21 protein-coding genes are annotated in these 17,682 nt (G+C 60.0%); 17 read left to right on the top strand and 4 right to left on the bottom strand.

Annotation, left to right across the window (positions count from 1 at the left end):
• Positions 1-22: 22 nt before the first annotated feature.
• Genes ccsA through FTW19_RS19060 form a run of 5 tightly spaced genes read left to right on the top strand, consistent with a single transcriptional unit; the run spans position 23 to position 4,218 of the window.
• Positions 23-835, top strand: a complete 813-nt coding sequence (gene ccsA / locus FTW19_RS19080) for a cytochrome c biogenesis protein CcsA (RefSeq protein ID WP_147649165.1) — start codon at positions 23-25, stop codon at positions 833-835.
• Positions 832-2,097 carry a glutamyl-tRNA reductase gene (gene hemA / locus FTW19_RS19075; RefSeq protein ID WP_147649164.1) on the top strand — a complete coding sequence of 422 codons (1,266 nt, stop codon included), beginning with the start codon at positions 832-834 and terminating at the stop codon, positions 2,095-2,097. Before ccsA ends, hemA begins: the two co-directional genes overlap by 4 nt.
• Positions 2,094-3,032: a hydroxymethylbilane synthase gene (gene hemC, locus FTW19_RS19070; protein WP_147649163.1), complete on the top strand. Its 939-nt coding sequence runs from the start codon at positions 2,094-2,096 to the stop codon at positions 3,030-3,032. Before hemA ends, hemC begins: the two co-directional genes overlap by 4 nt.
• A gap of 17 nt (positions 3,033-3,049) precedes the next feature.
• A complete protein-coding gene (locus tag FTW19_RS19065) occupies positions 3,050-3,802 on the top strand; it encodes a uroporphyrinogen-III synthase (protein ID WP_147650743.1) in 753 nt (250 codons plus the stop codon).
• Positions 3,799-4,218, top strand: a complete 420-nt coding sequence (locus FTW19_RS19060) for an EamA family transporter (protein ID WP_147649162.1) — start codon at positions 3,799-3,801, stop codon at positions 4,216-4,218. The genes FTW19_RS19065 and FTW19_RS19060 overlap by 4 nt, the downstream gene beginning before the upstream one ends.
• 101 nt (positions 4,219-4,319) lie before the next feature.
• On the opposite strand, the gene nth is transcribed toward FTW19_RS19060, so the two are convergent.
• The gene (gene nth, locus FTW19_RS19055) at positions 4,320-5,072 is read right to left on the bottom strand and encodes an endonuclease III (protein WP_147649161.1); all 753 of its coding nucleotides are present in this window, start codon (positions 5,070-5,072) and stop codon (positions 4,320-4,322) included.
• Between the two features lie 163 nt (positions 5,073-5,235).
• Between nth and recA the strand changes: the two genes are divergently transcribed.
• The gene (gene recA / locus FTW19_RS19050; protein WP_147649160.1) at positions 5,236-6,303 is read left to right on the top strand and encodes a recombinase RecA; all 1,068 of its coding nucleotides are present in this window, start codon (positions 5,236-5,238) and stop codon (positions 6,301-6,303) included.
• A 269-nt stretch (positions 6,304-6,572) separates the two neighbouring features.
• On the opposite strand, the gene FTW19_RS19045 is transcribed toward recA, so the two are convergent.
• Positions 6,573-7,154 (bottom strand): DUF2199 domain-containing protein, encoded by a 582-nt coding sequence (locus FTW19_RS19045; protein ID WP_187143059.1) that lies wholly within the window; start codon positions 7,152-7,154, stop codon positions 6,573-6,575.
• Between the two features lie 35 nt (positions 7,155-7,189).
• On the opposite strand from FTW19_RS19045, the gene coaD reads away from it, so the two are divergent.
• Genes coaD through FTW19_RS19020 form a run of 5 tightly spaced genes read left to right on the top strand, consistent with a single transcriptional unit; the run spans position 7,190 to position 12,195 of the window.
• Positions 7,190-7,672 carry a pantetheine-phosphate adenylyltransferase gene (gene coaD, locus FTW19_RS19040; protein ID WP_147649158.1) on the top strand — a complete coding sequence of 161 codons (483 nt, stop codon included), beginning with the start codon at positions 7,190-7,192 and terminating at the stop codon, positions 7,670-7,672.
• 48 nt (positions 7,673-7,720) lie between these two features.
• Complete coding sequence (locus FTW19_RS19035) at positions 7,721-8,923, top strand: pyridoxal phosphate-dependent aminotransferase (RefSeq protein ID WP_147649157.1); 1,203 nt, start codon at positions 7,721-7,723, stop codon at positions 8,921-8,923.
• A gap of 28 nt (positions 8,924-8,951) precedes the next feature.
• The gene (locus FTW19_RS19030) at positions 8,952-10,100 is read left to right on the top strand and encodes a mannose-1-phosphate guanylyltransferase (protein WP_147649156.1); all 1,149 of its coding nucleotides are present in this window, start codon (positions 8,952-8,954) and stop codon (positions 10,098-10,100) included.
• Positions 10,101-11,534 (top strand): phosphoglucomutase/phosphomannomutase family protein, encoded by a 1,434-nt coding sequence (locus FTW19_RS19025; RefSeq protein ID WP_147649155.1) that lies wholly within the window; start codon positions 10,101-10,103, stop codon positions 11,532-11,534.
• On the top strand, positions 11,527-12,195 hold the full coding sequence (locus tag FTW19_RS19020) for an HAD-IA family hydrolase (protein WP_147649154.1): 669 nt from the start codon (positions 11,527-11,529) through the stop codon (positions 12,193-12,195). Before FTW19_RS19025 ends, FTW19_RS19020 begins: the two co-directional genes overlap by 8 nt.
• 221 nt (positions 12,196-12,416) lie before the next feature.
• Here the strand turns inward: FTW19_RS19020 and FTW19_RS19015 are convergent, their stop codons facing one another.
• Positions 12,417-12,896, bottom strand: a complete 480-nt coding sequence (locus FTW19_RS19015) for a metal-dependent transcriptional regulator (protein WP_147649153.1) — start codon at positions 12,894-12,896, stop codon at positions 12,417-12,419.
• A 93-nt stretch (positions 12,897-12,989) separates the two neighbouring features.
• On the opposite strand from FTW19_RS19015, the gene FTW19_RS19010 reads away from it, so the two are divergent.
• The 5 genes from FTW19_RS19010 to lipA all read left to right on the top strand — a co-directional run bounded on the left by FTW19_RS19010 (position 12,990) and on the right by lipA (position 16,549).
• Positions 12,990-13,610: a YdeI/OmpD-associated family protein gene (locus FTW19_RS19010; RefSeq protein WP_246153399.1), complete on the top strand. Its 621-nt coding sequence runs from the start codon at positions 12,990-12,992 to the stop codon at positions 13,608-13,610.
• Positions 13,611-13,788: 178 nt separating this feature from the next.
• Entirely contained in the window at positions 13,789-14,877 is a 1,089-nt protein-coding gene (locus tag FTW19_RS19005) for an A/G-specific adenine glycosylase (protein WP_147649152.1), read from the top strand.
• Between the two features lie 6 nt (positions 14,878-14,883).
• Positions 14,884-15,243, top strand: a complete 360-nt coding sequence (locus FTW19_RS19000) for a c-type cytochrome (RefSeq protein WP_147649151.1) — start codon at positions 14,884-14,886, stop codon at positions 15,241-15,243.
• The gene (locus tag FTW19_RS18995; protein WP_147649150.1) at positions 15,240-15,608 is read left to right on the top strand and encodes a hypothetical protein; all 369 of its coding nucleotides are present in this window, start codon (positions 15,240-15,242) and stop codon (positions 15,606-15,608) included. Before FTW19_RS19000 ends, FTW19_RS18995 begins: the two co-directional genes overlap by 4 nt.
• A gap of 26 nt (positions 15,609-15,634) precedes the next feature.
• A complete protein-coding gene (gene lipA / locus FTW19_RS18990; RefSeq protein ID WP_147649149.1) occupies positions 15,635-16,549 on the top strand; it encodes a lipoyl synthase in 915 nt (304 codons plus the stop codon).
• Positions 16,550-16,552: 3 nt separating this feature from the next.
• Here the strand turns inward: lipA and FTW19_RS18985 are convergent, their stop codons facing one another.
• Entirely contained in the window at positions 16,553-16,861 is a 309-nt protein-coding gene (locus FTW19_RS18985) for a hypothetical protein (protein ID WP_147649148.1), read from the bottom strand.
• A 217-nt stretch (positions 16,862-17,078) separates the two neighbouring features.
• Here FTW19_RS18985 and frr point away from each other — a divergent pair, with 217 nt between their 5' ends.
• Positions 17,079-17,663: a ribosome recycling factor gene (gene frr, locus FTW19_RS18980; protein WP_147649147.1), complete on the top strand. Its 585-nt coding sequence runs from the start codon at positions 17,079-17,081 to the stop codon at positions 17,661-17,663.
• Positions 17,664-17,682 lie beyond the last annotated feature (19 nt).

The raw sequence follows: 17,682 nt of genomic DNA, 5'->3' as shown, positions 1-17,682 counted from the left end.
CCTTATATACTGGAAGTTCGCCATGTCTTTGCTCTGGCTCAGGGTCGCGGTTCTGCTGTATGGGGTTGCCAGCCTCGCGGTTTTGCCGGCGGCGCTATATGAGCGCCCACGCTGGCGCCACATCGCTCTGCCTGCCGCCGTCATGGGCGTTGTGTTTCAATTCGTTGCGCTGTCCGAGACGATGAACGCTGCTCACCATCGTGTGCCCGTTGAGGCGCGCGAGGTGCAGGCGCTGATGGCTATGTTGATTGCCGGAGCGTTTCTATTGGTGTACTGGCGCTACCGCACGCTGCAGCTTGGCGTCTTTGCGCTGCCTATCGCATTCACTTTGGCGTTGGTGGCGGCATTTGTGCCCGGGCAGCACTTTGCGGAATCCGCCCTGGTGCGCAGCGGCTGGATCTGGCTGCACGTGGCGCTTCTCCTCGCAGCCTATGCGGCGATGATGCTCTCCCTGCTGGCGAGTGTGCTGTATCTCGTCCAGGAGCGCCGCCTGAAGACCAAGGGCCTTGGTTCTCTGGCCGGATGGCTGCCGCCGCTCGAGACGATGGACCAGATCGCGCTGAAGTCGCTGCTCTTCGGTCTGCCCTGCATGACCGGTGGCCTGCTGATCGGTTCCGTGGTCGCGCAGGAGACGGTTGGCCCGGCTTACTTCGCCGATCCGAAGGTGCTGCTCAGCTTCGGCATGTGGGTCGCGTACATCCTGATGATCCAGATCCGGCGCAGTTCGGGTCTGCGTGGCAGGCGTGCCGTATACCTTTCAAGCTTTGTCTTCCTTGTGATGATCGCCGCCTGGGTGGCCAACCAGTTCTCGAACGTGCACAGGTTCACTTCATGAAGATCGCGCTCCTGGGAGTGAACCACAATACGGCTCCGATCGAGGTACGCGAGCGCCTGGCGATTCCGTCCGGCCGTCTGGCCGACGCGACACGGTCGCTGCTGCATCAGCCGGGTGTGCGCGAGAGCATGATCCTTTCCACGTGCAATCGTGTGGAGCTGGTGACCTGTCACGAAGACAACACCGACCTCCGCCGTTTTCTTGCCGAGTACTTCGCCATCTCCAAGCAAGAGATCGAGCCGCATCTCTACGAATACTCGGAGCGCGAGGCTGTGCGTCACCTTTTCCGTGTCGCCTCTTCGCTGGATTCCATGGTGGTCGGCGAGCCGCAGATCCTCGGCCAGGTGAAGGAGAGCTATACCGTTGCCCGCGAGGTGGGTGCGGTGCAGTCGACGCTGGAGCCGCTGTTGCAGCGCGCGTTTACGGTTGCGCGCAAGGTGCGTCGCGAGACCCAGATCGGCTCGACCTCGGTGTCCATTGCTTCCATTGCTGTTGACCTGGCGCAGAAGATCTTCGGCTCGCTGAGGGGCAAGACAATACTTCTGGTGGGCGCCGGCAAGATGTCGGAGCTCGCGGCCAGGCATCTGATCGCGCAGGGCGCGGGAACGCTTTACGTTGCCAACCGCACTCGCTCGCGTGCTCAAAGGATCGCAGAAGAGTTTCAGGGCTCGGTCATGGACTTCGATGCTCTCGCGGCACAGGCACACCTGGCCGATATCGTCGTGACCTCGACCGGATCACAGGAGGCCGTCTTCACCGTGAAGATGGGTCGCGATCTGCTTTCACGCCGCAAAGGCCGTCCGATGTTCTTCATCGACATTGCTGTGCCACGCGACGTGGAGCCGGCGATGAACCAGGTCGACGGAGCCTTTGTCTATGACATCGACGACCTGCAACAGGTTGCCGCAGCCAACCTGGCCGAGCGTAGCAAAGAAGCGCAGGCTGCCGAGCGCATCGTAGCCCGCGAAGTGGATCGTTACGAGCAGCGGTTGCAGACCCTGGATGCGGTGCCCACCATCCGCGCCATGCAGGTAACTGCTGAAGCCATGCGCGAGGCGGAGCTGCGCCGTGCGCAGTCCAGGCTGGCCGGGCTGACCGAAGAACAACAGCAGGCTGTGGAGGCATTGACCCGCGGCCTGGTGAACAAGTTTCTCCATGGGCCGATGGCCGGAGTGCGCGAAGCGGCACGCGATGGCGATGCCGAGACTCTGGATGCGCTGCGCCGCGCTTTCGCTCCCCAACAGGAAGGAGAGTCCAAGTGAACCTTCGTATCGGCTCCCGTGGATCGGCGTTGGCGCTCTGGCAGGCTGAGCATGTTGCCTGCCTGCTGCGCGCGCACGGCCACGAGGTCTCCATTGAGATCATCAAGACCACCGGCGACCGGATGCAGGAACCAGGCTTCGTTGTGCCTGCGGGCGTGGACGGCAAGGGAATCTTCACCAAGGAGATCGAAGAGGCGCTTGCCGCCGGCAGGGTCGATCTCGCCGTGCACTCGCTCAAGGATCTGCCGACCGAGTTGAACCCGGCCTTCGAGCTGGGAGCGATTCCGGAGCGTGCGGACTCACGCGATGCGCTGATCTGCCCGGAGTGGCTGCTGATGCACACGCTGCCGATCGGCGCTCGTATCGGAACTACGAGTCCTCGCCGCCGGGCGCAGTTGCTGGCGCATCGGCCGGACTTTCAGTTTGTGCCGATCCGCGGCAATATCGATACCCGCCTGCGCAAGCTGCGGGAAGGGCAGTGTGATGCGCTGGTCCTGGCTGCCGCCGGGCTCGACCGCCTGGGGCCGGAGAAGCTGAACATGCCGCCGGATTGGGTTCGTCAGCGTTTCGATCCAGAGGATATCTGTCCTTCTCCGGGGCAGGGGGCTCTGGCGATCGAGATCCGGTCGGGGGATGCTGCTGTGGGTGAGGCTGTCCGCCTGCTGCACTGCGAGACGACCGCCTGGTGTGTGGATGCGGAGCGTGCGGTGTTGGCGGCGCTGGGCGGAGGCTGCAGCGTGCCCATCGGAGCGCACTGTGCCGGAGAAGGGAAGTTCCGCCGTATGCTGGCCTGCGTCGTTGCCGAGGATGGCGATCGGATGGTGCAGATCTCGCGTACTCCCGAAGAGGAGGACACGCCGCAGAGCTTTGGCGAGTTTGTCGCCGGGGAGTTGGAACGCCGCGGAGCCAACGAACTTCTTCATCCAACGGTTTAAGGTTCACTCGTTTCGTGATGACTCATCGAGTCCTTGTCATCCGCGCTCTTCATCAGAGTTCCGAGCTGGCCGATGCGCTTCAGCAGGCTGGCTTGGAGCCTGTGATCGTGCCGGTGCTTGAGATTGCTCCGCCGCAGAGCTTTGCTGGACTGGAGGATGCCATTGCACGTCTTTCCACGTTCGATTGGCTGTTGTTTACCAGCGCTAATGCGGTTGAGGTCTTTCGCCAGCGCTTCCGCGGAGAGTTGCCGCCCACATTACGCCTGGCGGTGATTGGAAGTATTACGGCGCGGGCGGCGCAGAAAGCCGGCTTCGAGATCGCGCTGCAGCCTGAGAAGGCGACCGGCGAAGGTCTGGCCGAGGCGCTGCTGCCTCGTGCCCCCGGGGCACGTATGCTGCTGGTGCGTGCCGCGGTTGCGCGAGATGTTCTTCCCGCGACACTTGAGGAGGCCGGAGCGAAAGTGGAGATTGCGGAGGCCTACAGAACCGTAATCCCAGCCTCAGCTCCTGGCGTGTTGCGGGAGCTTTTCGCCGGCCCAGCTCCGCCCGCTGCCATTGCCTTTACCTCGTCTTCGTCGGTGCATCATCTGTTGCAGGTGTTGGAGGCGGGTGGCCTGCGGCTGCCTGAGTCGACCATCCTGGCGACCATCGGCCCCATTACCTCTGCTACGCTGCGTGATGCGGGCTACCTGCCGACTGTCGAAGCGAAGGAGGCCAATGTGATCTCGCTCGCGAAGGCGATTGCGTCTGCTCTGGAGCAGGTCGTATGAGCTGGCTGGTATGGGCGCTGCTCTCGGCTGTCTTCGCGGCGGCCACAGCCATCCTTGCCAAGATCGGTGTAGCGAACATTGACTCCAACCTGGCGACGGCGGTGCGTACTACCGTGATCTTCGTCTTCGCCTGGGGGATCGCGCTGAGCCTGGGGAAGCACGGCGAGCTGCGCCATATCAATACCCGGTCGTGGATCTTTCTTGCGTTATCCGGTCTGGCGACGGGGCTCTCCTGGCTGTGCTACTTCCGTGCTCTGCAGCTTGGACAGGCGTCTCGTGTGGCCCCGATCGACAAGCTGAGTGTGGCGTTGGTGATCGTCTTTGCGTGGATGTTTCTGGGAGAAGCGCTGACACCACTGAAGGTATTGGGTGGCTTGCTGATTACGGCAGGTGCAGTTATTCTGGCGTTCGCTTGAAACTGAAATTAGCTAAAGAAAAAGTTTCTATATTTCTTGTAATATATTGATTTTGTTAGTGTTGTTGTGGGGTTATCCGGCTTGACGGTATGGGTTTCGTTTTAGTGTGAGCTCCAGGTTTTGTCGCTGGAGTTGCAGAGCCTCTCGAGGGTGCATTCGGCGCAGCGGGGTTTGCGGGCGATGCAGACCTGGCGGCCGTGGTAGATGATCCGGTGCGAGTAGTTGATCCATTCGTCCTTGGGAAGGATCTTGATCAGGTCCCGTTCCACCTTCACGGCGTCCGTATGCTTGGTCAGTTCAAGCCGGCGTGAGATCCGAAGTACATGGGTATCCACCACCACTCCGACGGCGATACCGAACCATGAGCCGAGAACGACGTTGGCGGTCTTGCGTGCGACGCCGGGAAGCGTGATCAGCTCCTCCAGGGTCTGCGGGACCTTGTTCCCGAACTTCTCAACGACGGCTTTCGCGGCTCCCTGGATGTTCTTCGCCTTGGCGCGGAAGAAGCCGGTGGTGCGGATGATCTCCTCAATGGCGGGCAGGGGCGCCTCGGCCAGGGCCTTGGGGGTGGGGAAGGTGCGGAAGAGCTCTGGCGTGACCATGTTGACGCGGACGTCAGTGCACTGGGCGGAGAGGGCCGTCGCGACGACCAGCTCCCAGGCAGAGTTGTGGTGCAGCGCGCAGACCGCGTTGGGATACGCCTTGCGCAGGGCATCCAGGATGGCGGCGATCCGTTCCGGGGCAAGCGGATTGTGCGAGCCCTTTTTTGAGGGACTCTTTTTCGCGGCGACCTTTTTCAGGGCGGAAGGTTTTTTAGCAGGTGCAGTGGCTGGCTTGACGGACTTGGTGGCCATGGTCGTTTCCGAATCATAGCGCGGCTGGTTTTGTACCGGTTTTCCACTGGGAGGGGCAAAAATACTTTCGCTTTTTCTTTGCTTGTGCCGCCGCTTTGCTGCTAGACTCTGATTTCCTGCAGCAGGCAAGAGGGATGCGGGACCGACTGAGGAGACACGCAACGTGGCGGATGACCGTTTAAGGGCAGTAGAGCTGGCAATGGCCGGCATTGAGAAACAGTTTGGCAAGGGATCGATCATGCGCCTGGGCGCGCGTGAGGCCATCGTTCCGATCTCGGTGATTTCGACCGGGTCCATCTCTTTCGATGCGGCCCTTGGGGTGGGCGGCGTGCCCCGCGGCCGTGTGATCGAGATCTATGGTCCTGAGTCTTCGGGTAAGACCACCATCACCCTGCAGATCATCGCGGAGGCGCAGAAGGCCGGCGGCCTGGCGGCGTTTGTCGACGCCGAACATGCCCTGGATCCGATCTATGCCCGCAAGCTTGGCGTTGATGTCGACAACCTTCTGGTCAGCCAGCCGGACTACGGTGAACAGGCACTGGAGATCACGGAGGCTCTGGTTCGTACCGGCGCCATCGATGTGCTGGTTGTCGACTCAGTAGCAGCGCTGGTACCGAAGGCCGAACTCGATGGTGAGATGGGTGACTCGCACGTTGGTCTGCAGGCCCGCCTGATGTCGCAGGCGCTGCGTAAGCTGACCGGAACGGTTGCCAAGTCCCGCACCAGCCTGATCTTCATCAACCAGATCCGCGAGAAGATCGGAGTTATGTTCGGTAACCCCGAGACCACCACCGGTGGACGTGCGCTGAAGTTCTACTCTTCGGTTCGTATCGATATCCGCCGTATCGGCGCGGTGAAGGAAGGCGAGGTTGTCACCGGATCGCGCACCAAGGCCAAGGTGGTAAAGAACAAGGTTGCGGCTCCATTCCGCGAGGCTGAGTTCGACATCCTGTACGGCGAAGGTATCTCCCGCGAGGGCGATGTGCTCGATCTGGCTGTGGCCAACAACATCGTGGAGAAGAGCGGCGCCTGGTACAGCTACTCGGGCGAGCGCATCGGTCAGGGACGTGAGAATGTGCGCGGCTTCCTGAAAGAGAACAAGGACACCTTTGAGCGGATCAACAGTGAACTGCGCGCCAAGCTGAAGATCGGTGCCGCAGCAGCAGATATTCCAGCGGTGCCGGAGAACGGCGAGGCGGCGGCTCAGGAGGTCGTCCGCGGACGCAAGTAATTGGTCGTGTGTGCAACAACGCCGCCCGAAAGGGCGGCGTTGTTGCGTTAAAGCCTTGAGTCGCAATACACCGGGTGTCCCATGTCCCTTGGGGACATGGGACGTTCGAGCGGAGCTCGAATCGTTCTGTTACGACCGCTAGGGTGGGTATCTGTGGCTTCCTTGCCCACCCTAACGTTGTGAGCGTTCACCCCAGCGAACAACGTTCGCTGGGGACCCCGAAGGGTGGGGTACCCCGGTTAGTGAAATGGAGGGGTGAGCAGTCAACTCTATCTTGGCTCCGGGTGATGCAGGATCTGTTCCGCGATCTGCTGGATACGCTCGGTGCTGAGCCCTGTCATCTGTTCCTGTGCCAAAGGATGTGTCTGATCGAGCACGGTCAGGTGGGGGCGCCTTCCTACCGGTTGTGTGGCGACCAGTACTTCAAGGCCGAGCGTGCGGGGATAGTGATGCAGTTCGTTGGCAAGATAGCCCGGGAACGGTGGCTCGTCCTCTCGGCCGGGTGTCTTCCAGAGTTCATGGGTCCGGAAGAAGTTCTTCGGGCTCACTTCCACCCAGCAGCCGTAGGCAAAGTAGGGAGCTTCGATTCTGATCTCCGGAGCCGGGCCTGAGCGTGGGTCCAGAAGCTCCGGTGCGGGTTGGTTCTGCTGGTCCAGGATGGGCAGAACGATGCGTCCGCGAAGGAAGAACTGCCGTTCGTCGAGGATGCATTGCTCGGCTGAGATCTGGGCGCGGGTGGCTCGTTCCTCATCCGGGATGGCGATAAAGGCATCCGGCGCCTTGATGCTGTAGCTGGTTGGAGCTGGAGGATGAATCTGCCCGCAGACCGAGCAAAGGAAGCCGTTCGTCATACATCTCCAGCATAAGCGTGTATGCTGCATGTGCGATGCAGCCCGTACGAGCCATCTATCCCGGCACCTTCGATCCGTTGACCAACGGCCACCTTGACCTGATCGCACGCGGCTCCAAGATCGTGGACCACCTGGTAGTGGCCATTCTGCGCAATGTGAACAAGGGGACACCACTATTCACGGTGGAAGAGCGGCTGGAGATGATCCGCGAAGCTGCTGAGGGCTTCCCGAATGTCTCCGTCCAGACATTTGACGGTCTACTGGTGGATTTTGCCCGGCAGCAGGGGGCAGTAGCGGTGCTGCGTGGCATCAGGGCTATCAGCGACTACGAGTATGAGTTCCAGATGGCCATGATGAACCGGAAGCTCGATCCCGAGCTAGAGACCATCTTTATGCTGCCTCATGAAAAGTACACCTATGTGAGCTCGCGACTCATTAAGGGCGTGTTTCAACTGGGCGGGGACGTCAGCAGCCTGGTGCCGGCGCTTGTCATGGATCGCCTGCGGGCGAAAGTGTAGCGAAGCTAGGGGTTTCGCTCTAACGGTCGAATCTGCGACACTGGTACTATGACCACCGCAACAGCAACGCAGAAGAAGGTTCTGACCGACCGCATTAACCGCATCGAAGTTTCAGCGACCATGGCGATTACCGCTGAGGCTCTGAAGATGAAGTCGCAGGGGATTGACCTGGCAGACTTCGGCGCAGGTGAGCCGCATTTTGCGACTCCGCGTCACATCAAAGATGCGGCGATCAAAGCGATCGAAGATAACCACACGCGTTATACGGCTGTTGCCGGTATCCCCGAGGTGCGCAAGGCGATCGTCGAGCGCCACAAGGCAGACTTCGGCACCAACTATGCCGTAGAGGAGTGCGTCTTCTCCGTTGGCGGCAAGCATGCGCTCTTCAACGCGATCCAGGTGCTGGTCGACCATGGCGACGAAGTTGTGCTGCCGGTGCCGTACTGGGTCAGCTTCAAGGACATCATTCAGTACGCGGGCGGCATTCCCGTATACGTCGAGAGCAGCGAGTCGGAGAACTTCCGCATCACCGCAAAGATGATCGAAGCGGTCGTCACGCCAAAGACCAAGGTCATCATTCTGAACACGCCGTCGAATCCGTCGGGTGCAATCATCGCTCCGTCTGATCTGGAGTCGATTGTCCGCCTGGCGCATGCGAAAGGCATCTACGTCCTGCTGGATGAGTGCTACGCGTATCTGAACTTCACTGGCGCCTGCATCAGCGGCGGATCGTTTACCGACTGCAAGGAGCACGTTCTCGTGCTCGGTTCGCTGTCGAAGACTTATGCCATGACCGGCTGGCGCGCGGGTTATGCGCTTGGACCGAAGGCCTTGATCGCTGCGATGAGCAAGCTGCAGAGCCAGAGCACGTCGAACGTCTCCACGCCTGTGCAATATGCTTCGATTGCGGCGCTGACGGCGAGCCAGGAGTGCATTGCGGAGATGCGTGCGGACTACATCCGTCTGCGTGACCGTGTGCTGGAAGGCTTCAAGTCTATCCCGGGCCTGACCTGCACCGTGCCCGAGGGTGCTTTCTATGTGTATCCCAATATCAAGGCATTTCTCGGTAAGGGCGGACTCAACTCAGCGGCGGATGTTGCATCTAAGTTGTTAAGCGAAGCGCATGTGGTTACGGTACCTGGGGAGCCGTTCGGTACCACCGAGCATGTACGTCTCTCCTACGCTGTGTCAGAGGACGTCATTGACAAGGGTGTTGCCCGCATGAAGGAATTCTTCGCGAAATTGTCGTAGCCGTAGGCAAAATCACCAGCGGAGACTGATGGAACAGACATCTTCGAAAGCCCCCAATTTTGTGCCTGTCATTCTGGCAGGCGGCAGTGGTACGCGCTTTTGGCCTCGCAGCCGGAAGGCCACAGCAAAACAGATCCTGGCGCTTGACGGCGAACGGACGATGATTCAGCAGACTGTGGACCGCCTGGCGCTGACCACAGAACGCAAGAATATCTGGGTGATCACGAACTCGGTCCTCGCGGAGAAGATCGGTGCACAGTTGCCGGATGTACCGGTGGGGCACATCCTGTGTGAGCCGGCAGCCCGTAATACGGCGCCGGCTTGCGGTCTTGCTGCATTTCTGATGGAGCGCGATGAGCCGGACACGGTCATCGGTATCTTTCCATCTGATCATGTCGTGAAAGACGCCGGCCGTTTCGCTGCCGCGTTGCGCGCCGGGATTGCAGTCGCCGCAGCGGGAGACAACATTGTTGTCATGGGTGTTCCGCCGACCCGGCCAGAGACAGGTTATGGCTATATCGAGCAGGGTGATGTCGCCATGCCCGCGCCGGGCCTGCTGCTGCCTGTGCGCCATGTCCATCGCTTCACGGAGAAACCGGATAAGCCCACGGCGATTGAGTTTGTCGCGACCGGGCGCTATTCGTGGAACAGCGGTATCTTCCTGTGGACGGCGCGCACGCTGGCGAATGCGTTGCGCGAGCACGTGCCGCAGGTTGCGGTGAAGCTGACCGAGATCGCGCAGTCCTATGGCACACCTGAGTTTGAAGAGGTCTTTGCGCGTCTTTATCCGGAGTGCGAGAACATTTCCATCGACTATGCCGTACTGGAGCCGCGGTCGGGTAAGGGCGAGCAGAGCTCAGGTATCTATTGCATCCCGGCGGAGTTCGGATGGAATGATCTTGGTTCGTGGGCTGCCCTGCATGAGCATCAGCGGTCGATAGCCGCGCCCGGATGCGATCAGCACGGTAATGTCGTCGACGGCCAGGGCGTGATCGCTCTGAACTCCAAAGGCAATTACGTCTATGCCAAGGAGCGCACTGTGGCGCTGGTAGGTGTCAACGACCTTGTGGTGGTTGAGACGGAAGACGCTCTGCTGGTGACCACACGCGAGCACTCCCAGGATGTAGGCAAGGTAGTCAAGGCACTGCAGGAACTCGGCAGAAAAGAGCTGATTTAAATGAGCGAAGCGAAGACCGTTGTTAAGTTTGGGACGGATGGCTGGCGCGGCGTCATCGCCGATGATTTTACTTATGCCAATGTCCGAGTCGCTGTCAGCGCGATTGCGCACTACGTGCTGAAACACGAAGATCCGGCAGCCGGCGTTTGCATTGGGTATGACACTCGTTTCGGTTCGAAGAGCTTTGCCAAAGTAGCGGCCGAGGTATTGGCTTCTGCCGGAATCCCGGTCTTTCTGGCAAATGGCATTACGCCGACGCCTGCGCTCTCTTACGCTGTGCGTGGCCGTAAGGCGGCGGGTGGGGTGATGATCACCTCCAGCCATAATCCGCCGGAGTGGAATGGCGTGAAGTACAAGGCCAGCTACGGCGGCAGCGGTAAGCCCTCCATCATGACAGCGATTGAGAGCTATCTGCTGGCTCCGCTTCCAGCAGCAGAGAGGCCGGCTGCGATTGAAGAGGTCGATTTCAATCCGGAGTACATTGCGGCCATCAAGAAGTTTGTGGACCTGGGCGCGATCAAGGCCTCCGGCTATCGTTTCCTGATCGACACCATGTTTGGCGCCGGTCGCGGTGTGATTAAGGGCATCTTTGACGAAGCGGGTATCCCCAATGTGGAGATGCGCAGCGAGGTCAATCCAAGCTTCCCGGGTATCAACCCCGAGCCGATTCTTCCGCATATCGCGCTGACACAGAAGGTGGTGGTCGCAGAGAAATGCGATGCCGGCCTGGTCACCGACGGAGATGCAGACCGCATCGGCGCCGTTGATGAGCACGGCAACGTGGTGGATGCGCACAAGATCTTCTGTGTTCTGCTGAAGTGGCTCATCGAACGCAAGCAGTGGCCAGGAGAGGTGACGCGTGCCTTCAACACCACCAAGATGATCGATCGCATCTGCGCGAAGCATGGCAGAAAGCTGAATGAGCACGGTATCGGCTTCAAGTACGTCTGCGACCTGATGCTGGAGAAGGAGATCCTGATCGGCGGGGAAGAGTCCGGTGGTATGGGCATCTCCAAGCATCTGCCGGAGCGCGATGGCCTGCTGAACAGCCTGCTGCTGGCCAACATCATGGCTGATGAGAAGAAGACGCTGGGCGAACTTGTGGCTTCACTGCAGGCAGAGTATGGCGAGCACCAGTATGGCCGCATCGACATGCACATCGACGACAGCCTGAAGCAGAGCGCTATCAACCGCGCCAAGGCAGGCGTGGATGCCTTCGCCGGCATGAAGGTGCTGCGGGTGGAGACGATGGACGGTATCAAGTTCTTCCTGGACAATCCTGAGGCCTCGACGAAGCCGAATGCCGCCGAGACCTGGCTGCTGCTGCGTGCCAGCGGAACGGAACCGTTGTTGCGTGTCTACTGTGAGTCGTGCTCGGTGGAGTCGGTGAACAAAGTTCTGGAGTCTGCGCGGGAGTTTGTGTTGCATGGCTGAACGCATCACTGTTTCCGCAAAGGGCCTGTTGTTCGACAATGACGGAGTTCTGATCAGTTCCATCGGCAGCGTGAACCGCTGTTGGCGCCAGTGGGCGAAGATGTACGGCGTTCCTGACGCCGAGAACTACAACGTTCCCCACGGTGCGCGCGCCATCGATACGGTGAAGAATCTTCGCCCAGACATCGATCCGGAAGAGGGTCTGAGGGTGATTGAAGACCTGGAGATGGCCGACACGGACGATATCGAGGTGCTGCCCGGTGTAAGACGTCTGCTGACGACACTGCCGCCGGAGCGCTGGGCCATTGTCACTTCGTGCACCAGTCGCCTGCTGGAGGTTCGTCTGGAAGCGGCCGGCCTGCCCTGGCCGGAGAAACTGGTTGCCGGCGACATGGTGACCAACGGTAAGCCCCATCCGGAACCTTATCAGCGCGGTGCTGCGCTTCTGGGTGTTGCTCCGGAGGAGTGCATCGTGATTGAGGACGCTCCTGCCGGCGTGGGTGCAGGCAAGGCTGCCGGAGCTCGTGTTCTGGCGGTGTTGGGAACTCATACCGAGGAAGAGCTGGCGCAGGCGGACTGGATTGTGCCGTCATTGGATGAAGTGCAGTTCACGGCGTCGGAGGATGGACTGACGCTGACCTTTCCGTCGGTGAAGTCGTAGCGGGATTGTCGGAGCCGGGTGCCCACATACGCGAAGCTTATGTGGGCATCGCGCTACGCGCGACCGCTTTTCTCTACTCTGAGAAAGCAACAAGACGGATCGAGCTTGCGCTCGATACACCCACATAAGCTTCGCGTATGTGGGGCACCCAGTGCATGGGTTATCCGGAATCTATCGATACGCCCCAGGAAAACTAGCAACCAGGAACCAGCAACCAGCAACTAGACATAACAGCGGCAGCCGGCGCGGTGTTGCGGGGGCATGGAGCCGTCGAGTGCGGGGATGCAGTGTCCGTGTGGGTCTTGTGTTGGATTACCGAGCCTTGAGGCGACGCGCTCTTCGAAACGCTCTGAGATGAAGTGCTCCAGGCGCTCCGCTTCGTCGTGAAGTTCCTCGATCGGGTAGCCGAGTACTTCAAAGAGAAAGGTCTCGAGCAGCCGGTGATGGCGTAAGATTTCGAGCGCACGTTTCCGTCCTACCGCGGTGAGTTTGACCCCGCGATGGCGCTCATAGCGCACCATCGGACGTACCTGCCCGGCAAGACGTTGCAGCATGTTGGTCACGGATGCGGGAGCGATGCCCAGGCGATCGGCGATCTGCTTGGAGCCCACCAGATGATCATCTCCGCCACCCAGAGAGAAGATGGCTTTCAGATAGTTATCGATCGACTCGCTACGGCGGCTTGGCGGCTTCTTCTCCACGTTCTGACATTATTTCAGACGAAGGAAACAGATCGCCGGACGCATGAGTCTGTAGCGACAGAAATTAGGTAACCGTTCCGGAGCTTCGACCGTATGATGGTGCGCATGGACGCGCGCGTCGATGCCTACATTGCAAAGGCACAGCCCTTTGCCCAGCCGATTCTGAACCATATCCGCGAGACTATGCACCGGGCGCTGCCCGAGGTGCAGGAAACCATCAAGTGGAGCATGCCGTTCTTTACGACGCCCGGCGGCAAGATCGTCGCCAACATGGCGGCGTTCAAGGCGCATTGCAGCTTCGGTCTCTGGGCTTCGAGCGTTCGTACTCAGTTGAAAGAGGCAGGCTTCGAGTCCGATGGATCGATGGGGACTCTAGGACGGATCACCTCGGTGAAGGACCTTCCCGCCGACAGGATGCTGCTCAAGCTGATCAAAGAGGCTGCTGTGGCGGTTGAGGGCGGCGAAAGCCTGATGAAGCGAAAGAAGGCCGCGCCGAAGGCTCTGCCGGAGATCCATCCGGAGTTTGCCGCGGCTCTGAAAAAGGACAAAGCCGCGACCAAGGTCTACGAGGCGTTCAGCCCCTCCTGCAAACGCGAATACCTGGAGTGGATCAACGAGGCCAAACGTGATGCTACTCGTACTACGCGGATCGAGCAGGCCGTGACCTGGATCGCCGAAGGCAAGCAGAGAAACTGGAAGTATCAGAACTGCTAGAAAAACAGTTGCCAGTTAACAGTTGCCGGTTGCCAGTTGGAACGAGGCATCCCGCATGCGCCTGTCGCTCTCAGGTGCAGGAGAACAGGGCGTGGGACCGCCGCCTCTTTTCATATAGGAAACAATATCTTGTTTGGTAAAAGCTTCCATCGATGTGGAAGCTCTAAAATCGGTTGTTATGCCGAATACGGATTTACCTTCCGAGCAGGCTGCCGACTTCCGGCGGGTGCTCGCCAGGTGGTACAAGCAGCATGCGCGCCCACTGCCATGGCGCGAGACCCGCGATCCATATCGCATATGGGTCAGTGAGGTCATGCTGCAGCAGACGCGGGTCAACGCCGTGCTGGAGCATTATGCGCGTTTCCTGAGAAAGTTTCCCACGATTGTCTCTCTGGCGCTTGCGCCGGAGGCGGATGTGCTGGCGGTGTGGAGCGGTCTGGGTTACTACCGGCGCGCGCGCATGCTGCACAAGGCGGCGCAGTTCATCACCGCGGAGCTGGACGGAGTGTTGCCTTCAACCTCGGCTGAGCTACGCAAGTTACCCGGCATTGGAGAGTACACCTCGGCGGCCATCGCCAGCATTGCCTTTGGCGAAAGCATCGCCGTGGTGGATGGCAACGTAGAGCGTGTCCTGCTTCGCCTGACCGGCAGGCCGGAGCAGGCTACCTCTGAAAGCAAGCGGTTCGTCGCCGATCAGGCTGCCGCCGTGGTGCCGCAGAGGAGATCGGGAACCAACGCTCCCGGAGACCACAACCAGGCCATGATGGAGCTTGGAGCTACGATCTGCCTGCCCAGAGGGCCGCTGTGCCTGCAGTGTCCGGTCTATGATTTCTGCCGCACCCGCGGTGAGCATAAGACCGAAGCTCGTGAAAAGATGCGCAGCCGGCGGGTGGCGTATCTGCTGCATCAGCGCAAGCGCGGTTCCGCCATCGAGGTCATGCTGCATCGCCGCCCCACGGATGCTTCCCTGATGCCGGGAATGTATGAGCTGCCGGAGCTCCCTATGGATGGAGTTGAGGAGTATACGCCGACGCTACGTGTGCGGCACTCGATCACGAATACGAACTACTACGTCGAGGTCTTCACGGCAGACAAGACGCTGCTCAGGGCGCTGCCATTGTCGATCCGCGAGTATGAGTGGTGCCGTCTGGGGCAACTCGCTGATCTTCCGCTGACGGGGCTGGCGCGCAAGGTGCTGCGGCGGCTGCACCTGATTGCGTCGCCCGGTGTGCGCATGCCGCAACCCGAAACGATGATGCGACAATAGAGAGGCATGCCGCTGCAGAAGACATCCATTGTTTTGACGGCCGCTGTTGTCGCGACCGTGTTACTGGGGTGCCGTCACCTTGGCCCGCCGACTTCGTTGCAGAAGCTGAATGACCAGCAGACCCGAGGGTACTGGGTCTTTCAGACAAGCTGCCGTCAGTGTCACAACGATCGCGAAGACAAACCTCTGCAGGGCCCTGCTCTCATGGGGATCTATCAGAAGAAGTATCTGCCCAGCGGGGCGGCGGCGACCGACGAGCGCGTGCAGTCCACCGTACTGCATGGCCGTAACATGATGCCCGCGATGGGCGGAAGCGTAAATGATAAGGACATGGCCGACCTGCTGGCCTATCTGCACACCCTATGAGTGACGTTCCTCAAAAACCTGCTCCTCGCGCCTCGGGCATGCTGCCTGGTATGGCGATGATCAGCATCTTCATGCTGGTGGTGGCGCTGTTCGGCGTCTTTGGTGCGATCAACGGAGTGTGGAACCAGCAGGGCAGGTACGTTGTACTGCCGGTGGCCACCCTGCTGGTTGTCGGCGTCTTTGGGCTGTTGCGTCTACGCCGCTGGGGCTGGGCCATTGTGACCGCCGGTTCGTTGCTGCTGTCTCTCGGCTACCTGTTCGGTTTCACGACCACCCGCGATTTTCGGCTGATTGTGATGGCTGGATTCGGCATGGTGTTTTTCCTGTACCTGATCCGGACAGAGGTCCGCGACCGCGTCCATTAGCAGTCGCAGTACTACAATAGAGGGTGATGGCTCCTGTTGCCGCGTCAGACCTGGTTCAAATCGATCTCTCTCCGCGTAAGCCTGCTCCCAAGCCGGAGTGGCTGAAGGCGCGGGCGCCCATGGGCGAGACCTTTCATGCGCTGAAGAAGCTTACGCGCGAGCTTGGGCTGCACACCGTCTGTGAGAGCGCGCACTGCCCGAATATCGGCGAGTGCTGGAACCATAAGACAGCCACTTTCATGATGCTGGGCAATAGCTGCACCCGCCGCTGCGGATTCTGCGCGGTGCCAAGCGGAAAGCCCGAGCCCATTGACCATGAGGAACCGCGACGCGTGGCAGAGGCTGTGGCTACGCTCGGCCTGAAGCATGCCGTCATCACCAGCGTGAATCGTGACGATGACAACGTCGGAGCTGCCCAGGCGTTTGTCGAGGTTATTCGCCAGATCCGTGCGCTGGCGCCGGAGTGCCAGGTTGAGGTGCTGACTCCCGACTTTCAAGGCACGGAAGAGGCCATCCGCATGGTGGTCGCTGAGGGGCCTGAGGTGCTGAATCACAATATCGAGACCGTCCCGCGGCTCTATCGGGTGGCCAAGTCGGGCGGCCGCTATGAGCGTTCCATCGGCTATCTCCGCCTGGCGAAGGAGCTGAACCCGAACCAGGTGACCAAGACCGGCATCATTGTCGGCATGGGCGAGGAGACGCACGAGTTGCTCGCGGTCTTCCGTGATCTGGCGGCGATCAAAGTGGACATTCTGACCATCGGACAGTATCTCCGGCCCAGCAAAGACCATATCCCGATGAAGCGCTACTACACGCCGCAGGAGTTCGCCTTCCTGAAGGAAGAGGCGCTGCGTATGGGCTTCCGGCATGTGGAGAGCGGTCCGCTGGTACGCTCCAGCTACCACGCGCATGAGCAGGCGCAGTCCACCGGCCTGGCGTAAGGATTACTCGTCGGGAGTCTTTCTGCGTGCGTTTCTCAGGCTGAGTGGTTTGCTGCTGTCGGCCGGCAGATATTCGGCAAGCATCAGTAGATCCCGATAGTCCTTTTGGGCGATGTCGACCAGGCGCCGCATCCGTTCCAGGTTGCCCTGGCAGATTCGTAAAATCCCGATCCTGACGCGTTTTACCTCGCCGTGCCACGGTTCGGTCGGATACTCCAGCAACATGCTGCGCGCCGACTCGCGAGCTACTTCACCTGAGAACGTGGCCTGAATTCTGTTCTCAACCTCCTCTGAGAGGGGGACAGACGTCATATCGATCTCCATCAGGGGGATGCTCTGCTCCGCAGATCTTCGTCGTATGGACACCGGGTGTGCCATCAAGTTCCTGTCGTCGGCGTGCAAATTTGTTCAGACGAGGCCGACACGCCCTGGACCCAACAAAAATACCCGGAATCGATTGACGCCCCCACAAAATCAGGCCAATCCTCTAGAATCAACATTTGCGCACCCGCGCATTGAGGAAGACTGTATGGCATCGGTAATGGCAAATATTCCCGCGCTCAAGGATCTGCATCAGGATCTCAAGCGACGCATGGAGAAGTCGGTGGAGGAATTCCGCGCCCATCTCCTTGGCGTTCGCACCGGACGGGCCAGCGTGCACATGCTGGACAACATCCGCGTGGATTACTACGGCAGCGAGATGCCCATCAATCAGCTTGCGCAGATCAACACGCCGGAGCCGCAGCTCATTGTGGTGCAGCCGTTCGATCTCGGCGTTGTTGGTCTGATCGAAAAGGCCATCCGCATGGGTGGTCAGGGATTCAACCCGATGCACGACGGCAAGATCATCCGCGTGCCGATTCCTCCGATGACCGAAGACCGCCGCAAAGAGGCGGTCAAGCAGCTCTCCTCCACGGTTGAAGACCACAAGACCGCCATCCGTAACATCCGCCGCGATGGTAACGATCAGATCAAGAAGGCCGGCAAGGACAAGGCTATCTCGGCTGACGATGAGAAGCGCGCAACCGAAGAGGTGCAGCAGTTGACTGATGCTGAGATCAAGCGCATCGATGAGCTCTTCAAGGCGAAGGAAAAAGAGATTCTCACCATCTGATCTGGCGCAAGCCTGTCAT

This window comes from Terriglobus albidus, from assembly GCF_008000815.1.
Taxonomy (GTDB): Bacteria; Acidobacteriota; Terriglobia; order Terriglobales; family Acidobacteriaceae; genus Terriglobus; species Terriglobus albidus_A.
Note: the sequence above shows the minus strand (reverse complement) of the source record. Positions and strands in the feature narration are given on the sequence as shown.

What these genes read in the sequence shown, in the direction of transcription:
- FTW19_RS19035 (WP_147649157.1), top strand. Translation starts at nt 7,721, where the DNA reads ATGACCACCGCAACAGCAACGCAGAAGAAGGTTCTGACCGACCGCATT.
- FTW19_RS19005 (WP_147649152.1), top strand. Translation starts at nt 13,789, where the DNA reads ATGCCGAATACGGATTTACCTTCCGAGCAGGCTGCCGACTTCCGGCGG.
- FTW19_RS19010 (WP_246153399.1), top strand. Translation starts at nt 12,990, where the DNA reads ATGATGGTGCGCATGGACGCGCGCGTCGATGCCTACATTGCAAAGGCA.
- FTW19_RS18985 (WP_147649148.1), bottom strand. Translation starts at nt 16,861, where the DNA reads ATGACGTCTGTCCCCCTCTCAGAGGAGGTTGAGAACAGAATTCAGGCC.
- FTW19_RS18995 (WP_147649150.1), top strand. Translation starts at nt 15,240, where the DNA reads ATGAGTGACGTTCCTCAAAAACCTGCTCCTCGCGCCTCGGGCATGCTG.
- FTW19_RS19020 (WP_147649154.1), top strand. Translation starts at nt 11,527, where the DNA reads ATGGCTGAACGCATCACTGTTTCCGCAAAGGGCCTGTTGTTCGACAAT.
- FTW19_RS19065 (WP_147650743.1), top strand. Translation starts at nt 3,050, where the DNA reads ATGACTCATCGAGTCCTTGTCATCCGCGCTCTTCATCAGAGTTCCGAG.
- FTW19_RS19025 (WP_147649155.1), top strand. Translation starts at nt 10,101, where the DNA reads ATGAGCGAAGCGAAGACCGTTGTTAAGTTTGGGACGGATGGCTGGCGC.
- frr (WP_147649147.1), top strand. Translation starts at nt 17,079, where the DNA reads ATGGCATCGGTAATGGCAAATATTCCCGCGCTCAAGGATCTGCATCAG.
- FTW19_RS19000 (WP_147649151.1), top strand. Translation starts at nt 14,884, where the DNA reads ATGCCGCTGCAGAAGACATCCATTGTTTTGACGGCCGCTGTTGTCGCG.
- FTW19_RS19045 (WP_187143059.1), bottom strand. Translation starts at nt 7,154, where the DNA reads ATGACGAACGGCTTCCTTTGCTCGGTCTGCGGGCAGATTCATCCTCCA.
- coaD (WP_147649158.1), top strand. Translation starts at nt 7,190, where the DNA reads ATGCAGCCCGTACGAGCCATCTATCCCGGCACCTTCGATCCGTTGACC.
- lipA (WP_147649149.1), top strand. Translation starts at nt 15,635, where the DNA reads ATGGCTCCTGTTGCCGCGTCAGACCTGGTTCAAATCGATCTCTCTCCG.
- FTW19_RS19030 (WP_147649156.1), top strand. Translation starts at nt 8,952, where the DNA reads ATGGAACAGACATCTTCGAAAGCCCCCAATTTTGTGCCTGTCATTCTG.
- ccsA (WP_147649165.1), top strand. Translation starts at nt 23, where the DNA reads ATGTCTTTGCTCTGGCTCAGGGTCGCGGTTCTGCTGTATGGGGTTGCC.
- FTW19_RS19060 (WP_147649162.1), top strand. Translation starts at nt 3,799, where the DNA reads ATGAGCTGGCTGGTATGGGCGCTGCTCTCGGCTGTCTTCGCGGCGGCC.
- nth (WP_147649161.1), bottom strand. Translation starts at nt 5,072, where the DNA reads ATGGCCACCAAGTCCGTCAAGCCAGCCACTGCACCTGCTAAAAAACCT.
- hemA (WP_147649164.1), top strand. Translation starts at nt 832, where the DNA reads ATGAAGATCGCGCTCCTGGGAGTGAACCACAATACGGCTCCGATCGAG.